This is a genomic window from Melaminivora alkalimesophila (assembly GCF_000282995.1).
Lineage (GTDB): Bacteria > Pseudomonadota > Gammaproteobacteria > Burkholderiales > Burkholderiaceae_C > Melaminivora > Melaminivora alkalimesophila.
The window spans coordinates 1-6,281 of record NZ_ALEE01000573.1 but is presented as its reverse complement, the minus strand read 5'-3'; the positions used below and the strand labels follow the sequence as shown (position 1 = coordinate 6,281).

General features: G+C 71.1%; 6 protein-coding genes and 1 pseudogene. All 7 read right to left on the bottom strand.

The features are described from left to right. Positions 1-1,060 (bottom strand): Mur ligase family protein (locus A612_RS11250; protein ID WP_019374579.1); only part of this gene is annotated, 1,060 nt, incomplete at its 3' end. Beyond that, positions 1,057-2,808, bottom strand: coding sequence for a peptidoglycan D,D-transpeptidase FtsI family protein (locus A612_RS11245; protein WP_019374578.1), 1,752 nt, complete (start codon positions 2,806-2,808; stop codon positions 1,057-1,059). The genes A612_RS11245 and A612_RS11250, both read right to left, overlap by 4 nt. Next, positions 2,805-3,092 (bottom strand): cell division protein FtsL, encoded by a 288-nt coding sequence (gene ftsL / locus A612_RS11240; RefSeq protein ID WP_040436684.1) that lies wholly within the window; start codon positions 3,090-3,092, stop codon positions 2,805-2,807. Before ftsL ends, A612_RS11245 begins: the two co-directional genes overlap by 4 nt. Further along, entirely contained in the window at positions 3,092-4,024 is a 933-nt protein-coding gene (gene rsmH / locus A612_RS11235; RefSeq protein WP_019374576.1) for a 16S rRNA (cytosine(1402)-N(4))-methyltransferase RsmH, read from the bottom strand. Before rsmH ends, ftsL begins: the two co-directional genes overlap by 1 nt. Positions 4,025-4,037: 13 nt before the next feature. After that, entirely contained in the window at positions 4,038-4,454 is a 417-nt protein-coding gene (mraZ, locus tag A612_RS11230; RefSeq protein ID WP_040436682.1) for a division/cell wall cluster transcriptional repressor MraZ, read from the bottom strand. A gap of 268 nt (positions 4,455-4,722) precedes the next feature. Then, positions 4,723-6,039 carry an ATP-dependent protease ATPase subunit HslU gene (hslU, locus tag A612_RS11225; RefSeq protein WP_019374574.1) on the bottom strand — a complete coding sequence of 439 codons (1,317 nt, stop codon included), beginning with the start codon at positions 6,037-6,039 and terminating at the stop codon, positions 4,723-4,725. A gap of 96 nt (positions 6,040-6,135) precedes the next feature. Next, positions 6,136-6,281 (bottom strand): annotated as a pseudogene (locus A612_RS17975) (HslU--HslV peptidase proteolytic subunit); the annotation flags it as partial.

Sequence of the window (6,281 nt, the reverse complement as noted above, 5' to 3'; positions counted from 1 at the left end):
CCAGCGGCTGGCCGGCGCCGCCGAGCTGCTGCATGCGCCCGGGCACCGGCTGCAGGCCGGCACAGGCGTCCACCGCCTCGTCCAGCGGCACGCCGAGCGCGCGCAGCCCGGCCACCACGCCCAGCAGGTTCGAGACGTTGAACAGCCCGGCCAGCCGCGTCTGCAGCGCCCGCGTGTGGGCGCCCTCGGCCACCGTGAAGGCCAGTCCGGCGTCGGTGGTGCGCACCTCGTGCGCCTGCAGCCGCGCCGGCCCCTGCAGGGACACGCTCCACAGATCCAGCGGCCGGCCCTCGAGCGCCGCGTGCAGCTCGCTGCCGCGCGCATCGTCGACGTTGACCACCGCCGCCTGCAGGCCCGGCCAGTCGAACAGCAGGCTCTTGGCCTGCCAGTAGGCGGCCATGCCCGGGTGGTAGTCCAGGTGGTCCTGCGTGAAGTTGGTGAACAGCGCCACCCGGATGTGCGTCCCCGCCAGGCGCTGCTCGGCCAGCCCGATGGACGAGGCCTCGATGGCACAGGCGCCGAGGCCGGCATCCGCGAAGCGGGCAAAGCCACGCTGCAGCCGCACCGGGTCCGGCGTGGTCAGCCCCGTCGGCTCGAGCTGCGGCGGCACGCCCATCCCGAGGGTGCCGACCAGCGCGCAACCGGCGCGCGCGGGCGTGCCGCGCGCCGCCAGCGCATTCAGCGCCTCGGCGATCCACCAGGCGGTGCTGGTCTTGCCGTTGGTGCCGGTGACGGCCAGCACCGCCAGGCGCGCGCTCGGCTGCCCGAACCACTCGGCGGCGATCGGCCCGGTCGTGGCCTTCAGGCCGTGCAGCGCGGCGATGCGCGCATCCTTGAAGCCGAAGGCCTGCACGCCCTCGCCCTCCACCAGGCAGGCGGCCGCGCCGCGCGCCAGGGCGTCGGCCACGTGCGCGCGCCCGTCGGTGGCCGCGCCCGGCCAGGCGATGAAGGCGTCGCCCGGCGCCACCTGGCGGCTGTCGGTCTGCAGCGTGCCGGGCACCTGGGCGCGCAGCCAGGCGACGGCGTCATGCACGGAGGCCAGTACGGGCAGCGCGCTCACAGCGGCTCCTCCACGGCATCGGCCACGATCAGCGGCTGCACCGCCATGTCCGGCGCCACGCCCATCAGGCGCAGCGTCTGCTGCACCACCTCGCTGAACACCGGCGCCGCCACCGCGCCGCCATAGATCACGCCGTTGCTCGGCTCGTCCACCATCACGGCGACGATGATGCGCGGGTTGTCCACCGGCGCCAGCCCGGTGAACCAGGCGCGGTACTTGCCGGCGGCGTAGCTTTTGCCGACCTGCTTGCGCGCCGTGCCCGACTTGCCGCCCACGGAGTAGCCCACCGTCTGCGCCTTCTGGCCCGTGCCGCCCGGCCCGGCCGCCATTTGCAGCATCTTGCGCACCTGGTCGGCCGTGCGCTCGGAGAACACCGGCACGCCCACCGCCGGCTGCTCGCTCTTGAGCATGGTGGCGGGGATCACCTTGCCGCCGTTGGCGAACACGGTGTAGGAGCGCGCCATCTGGAACAGGCTGGCCGACAGGCCGTAGCCGTAGCTCATGGTGGCCTGTTCGATCGGCCGCCAGCTCTTGTAGGGCCGCAGGCGCCCGCTGGCCGCGCCGGGAAACATGATCTGTGGTTTCTGGCCGAAGCCCAGGGCCGAGAAGGTTTCCCACATCTCGCGCGCCGGCAGCTGCATCGCCAGCTTGGTGGTGCCCACGTTGCTGGACTTCTGGATCACGCCCTCCACGGTGAGCAGGCCGTAGTTGTGCGTGTCGTGGATGGTCGAGCCGGTGATCGTCAGGCGCCCCGGCGTCGTGTCCACGGGGGTCTGCGGGCGCACCCGGCCCGACTCCAGCGCCAGCCCGATGGTGATCGGCTTCATGGTCGAGCCCGGCTCGAAGACATCGGTCAGCGCGCGGTTGCGCAGCTGCTCGCCCGTGAGGTTGCGCCGCTTGTCGGGCACGTAGCTGGGGTAGTTGGCCAGCGCCAGCACTTCGCCGGTGCGCGCGTCCAGCACCACCACGCTGCCGCCCTTGGCCTTGTGCTGGGTGACGGTGTCGCGCAGCTTCTGGTAGGCGAAGAACTGCACCTTGCTGTCGATCGACAGCTGCAGGTCGCGGCCGTCCACCGGGGGCACCTCGGCGCCCACGCCCTCGACCACCCGGCCCAGGCGGTCCTTGATCACGCGGCGCGAGCCGGGCTTGCCGGCCAGCTCCTTGTCGAACGCCAGCTCCACGCCCTCCTGGCCGTGGTCTTCCACGTTGGTGAAGCCCACCACGTGCGCCGCCGCCTCGCCCTCGGGGTACTGGCGCTTGTACTCCTTGCGCAGGTAGATGCCTTTGATGCCCAGCGCCATGACCTGCTGCCCCACGTCCCAGTCGAGCTGCCGCTTGAGCCACACGAAGGTCTTGTCCTCGTCCGCCAGCTTGGCGAGCAGGCCGGGCAGTGGCACCTCCAGCAGCCGCGCCAGCTCGCGCAGCTTGGGCTGCAGCTCGGCGCTGTCGGCTTCCACGTCCTCGGGGATGGCCCAGATGCTGGCCGCCGGCACGCTGGAGGCCAGGATCAGGCCGTTGCGGTCGAGGATGCGGCCGCGGTTGGCCGGCAGGTCGAGCGTGCGCGCGAAACGCACCTCGCCCTGGCGCTGGTAGAACTCCTTGCCGATCACCTGCACGTAGGCGGCGCGCGCCGCCAGTGCGCAAAAGCCCAGCGCCACCAGCACCACGATGAAGCGGCTGCGCCAGGCCGGGGTGGGGCTGGCCAGCAGCGGGCTGGAGGTGTAGGTCAGGCTGCGGCCGGCCCTCATGGACGCCCTCCCGCCGCGGCGCCATCGTCCGTCACGTAGTGCGTGATCGCCGGCGTCGCCATGCGCATCTGCAGGCGGTCGCGCGCCAGCCGCTCCACGCGCAGCGGCGTGGCCTGGGCGCGCTTGTCCACCTGCAGGCGCTGGTGTTCGGTCTGCAGCTGGCGCGACTCGGCAATGGCGCGGTGCAGCTCGGTGTAGAGCCGGCGCGACTCGTACTGCGAGTGCACCAGCAGCATGGCGCTGCCCACCACGGCCGCCAGCAGCAGGAAGGTCAGGCGCAGCATCATGTCGCCGGCACCTCCTGCGTGCGCTCGGCGACGCGCATCACGGCGCTGCGCGCCCGCGGGTTGGCCGCCACCTCGGCGGCGCCCGGCTTGACGCGCGCCACCGCGCGCAGCAGCGTCGGCGCCGGCGGGGCAAAGGGCGCCCGGCGGTCGTAGGCGGCGCGCGCATGCTGGGCGATGAACTGCTTGACGATGCGGTCCTCGAGGGAGTGGAAGCTGATGACCACCAGCCGCCCGCCCGGCGCCAGCACCGACAGGCTCGCCTCTAGCGCCTGGCGCAGCTCCTGCAGCTCGCCATTGATGAAAATCCGAACAGCCTGAAAGGTGCGCGTGGCCGGGTTCTGTCCCGGCTCGCGGGTCTTGACCGCGCCAGCCACGATGTCGGCCAGCTCACCGGTTCGCGTGATTGGGCCGTGCTTCGTGCGCCACGCGACAATCGCCTTTGCAATGGGGCCAGCAAACCGCTCCTCGCCGTATTCACGTATCACCTCCGCTATCTGTGCCTGCCCGGCGTCCTGCAGCCATTCGCTGGCGCTCGGGCCGCGGCTCGGGTCCATGCGCATGTCCAGGGGACCGTCCAGGCGGAAGCTGAAGCCCCGCGCGGCGGCATCGATCTGCGGCGAGCTCACGCCCAGGTCCAGCAGCACCCCGCTGGCGCTGCCCGCCGGCAACCCGCTGAGTGCCGAGAAGGCCTCGTGGCGGATGGAAAAGCGCGCATCCGTGATGGCCGCCGCCTCGGCCACGGCTTCCGGATCGCGGTCGAAGGCCAGCAACCGGCCCTGCGCATCCAGCCGCTCCAGAACCCGCCGCGCGTGGCCGCCACGGCCGAAGGTGCCGTCGATGAAGCAGCCGCGCGCGCCCAGCGGGCCGCCGAGCAATGCCTCGACCGCCTCGTCCAGCAAGACCGTGGTGTGCCCCAGGGGCCCGTTCATCCGCAGCGCCCCGTCAGAAAGAGAAATCCTTGAGGACGTCGGGCATCTGGGCCTGCATGGCCTCTGCCTCCTTGGCCTCGTAGGTGGCCCGGTCCCACAGCTCCAGGTGCGTGCCCATGCCCAGCAGCACCACCTCCTTGGCCAGGCCCGCGGCGGCGCGCAGCTCCGGCGAGACCAGCACGCGGCCCGTGCCGTCCACCTCCACGTCCATGGCGTTGCCCAGGAAGATGCGCTTCCACCACTGGGCCGACAGGGGCAGCTGCGCGATGCGCTCGCGAAAGCGCTCCCACTCCGCGCGCGGGAAGACCATCAGGCAGCCTTCCGGGTGCTTGGTGAGCGTGAGCTCGCCGCCCAGGGCGCCGCGGTGCCGGGTCGGCACGGACAGCCGCCCCTTGGCATCCAGACTCAGCGATGACGCCCCTTGAAACACGGAAATTGGACCCCTCGGTCAGGTTTGGCCGGCCCGGCACGGAAAAGCATGGGTGGGCGGCACTTTCCACCACTTCATTGCACTTTTTTGCACTGTAGCAGGAAAAGAAGGGCCGGCAAGGCCGGCACGGGCCGGACATTGCCAATGAAATCAACGACTTAAAACCGCAAGTGCAGGCTGGATCGACAAAGAAAACCTTTGTCATCCGCCAACTTAGCGGTCGCTGTGCAAGTGTTTTATGAGGCGCGGCGGGGTACGCCGTGATACATCACAGGATGTATCGCGAGAGGTCCTCGTCCTGGCTGAGGCCGTCCAGCCGCTGGTCCACGAAGGCCTCGTCGACCACCACGCGCTGGCCCGACAGGCGCGCCGCATCGAAGCTGACCTCGTCGAGCAGCCGCTCCATGACGGTGGCCAGCCGGCGCGCGCCGATGTTCTCGGTGCGCTCGTTCACCTGGTGGGCGATGTGCGCGAGGCGGCGGATGCCTTCGGGGGTGAACTCCAGTTGCACGCCCTCGGTCGCCAGCAGCGCCTGGTACTGGCGCACCAGCGAGGCGTCGGTCTGCATCAGGATCGCCTGGAAGTCCTCCACCGACAGCGAGCCGAGCTCGACGCGGATGGGAAAGCGCCCCTGCAGCTCGGGGATCAGGTCGCTCGGCTTGGCCAGGTGAAAGGCCCCCGAGGCGATGAACAGGATGTGGTCGGTCTTGACGATCCCGTACTTGGTCGACACGGACGTGCCCTCCACCAGCGGCAGCAGGTCGCGCTGCACGCCCTGGCGCGAGACCTCGGCGCCGCCGCTCTCGTGGCGCGACGCGACCTTGTCGATCTCGTCGATGAAGACGATGCCGTTCTGCTCGGCGTTCTGTAGCGCCCGGGCGCGCACCTCCTCCTCGTTCACCAGCTTGGCCGCCTCCTCGTCGGTGAGCAGGCGCAGCGCCTCGGCGATCCGCAGCTTGCGCGTGCGGCGGCGCTCCTGGCCCATCTGGCTGAACATGCTGCGCAGCTGCTCGGCCATCTCCTCCATGCCCTGCGGGCCGAGGATCTCCATCTGCGGCCGCGCCTCCAGCACCTCGATGTCGATCTCGCGGTCGTCCAACCCGCCCTCGCGCAGCTTCTTGCGAAACACCTGGCGGGCCGTGCCCTCGCCGGCCGCCTCGCCCGAGCGCGGCGGCGGCACCAGCGCGTCCAGGATGCGCTCCTCGGCGGCGTCCTCGGCGCGCAGGCGCACTTTCTTCATCTCGGCCTCGCGCGTCTGCTTGACCGCGACCTCCACCAGGTCACGCACGATCGAGTCCACGTCCTTGCCGACATAGCCGACCTCGGTGAACTTGGTCGCCTCGACCTTGATGAAGGGCGCGTCCGCCAGCCGCGCCAGGCGGCGCGCGATCTCGGTCTTGCCGACGCCGGTCGGGCCGATCATCAGGATGTTCTTGGGCGTGATCTCGTGGCGCAGGGCGGGCTCGACCTGCTGGCGGCGCCAGCGGTTGCGCAGGGCGATGGCGACGGCGCGCTTGGCGGGGGTCTGGCCGACGATGTGGCGGTCGAGCTCGGAGACGATTTCCTGGGGGGTCATGGAGGACATGCTGCAGCCTGCCGCGGAAAGCGGGGATTCAAGAGGACGGGGAGGGCGAGCCGCTCGAGGCCGTGGGCACCCGGGCGCAGCCGGGTGGCGCGGCGCTCACAGCGTTTCGATGGTGTGGTGCATGTTGGTGTAGATGCACAGCTCGCCAGCGATGGCGAGCGCGCGGGCCACCACCTCGGGGGCGGGCAGCTCGGTGTGCTCGAGCAGCGCCTTGGCGGCCGAATGGGCGTAGGCGCCGCCCG

What these genes read in the sequence shown, in the direction of transcription:
- A612_RS11245 (WP_019374578.1), bottom strand. Translation starts at nt 2,808, where the DNA reads ATGAGGGCCGGCCGCAGCCTGACCTACACCTCCAGCCCGCTGCTGGCC.
- ftsL (WP_040436684.1), bottom strand. Translation starts at nt 3,092, where the DNA reads ATGCTGCGCCTGACCTTCCTGCTGCTGGCGGCCGTGGTGGGCAGCGCC.
- rsmH (WP_019374576.1), bottom strand. Translation starts at nt 4,024, where the DNA reads ATGAACGGGCCCCTGGGGCACACCACGGTCTTGCTGGACGAGGCGGTC.
- hslU (WP_019374574.1), bottom strand. Translation starts at nt 6,039, where the DNA reads ATGTCCTCCATGACCCCCCAGGAAATCGTCTCCGAGCTCGACCGCCAC.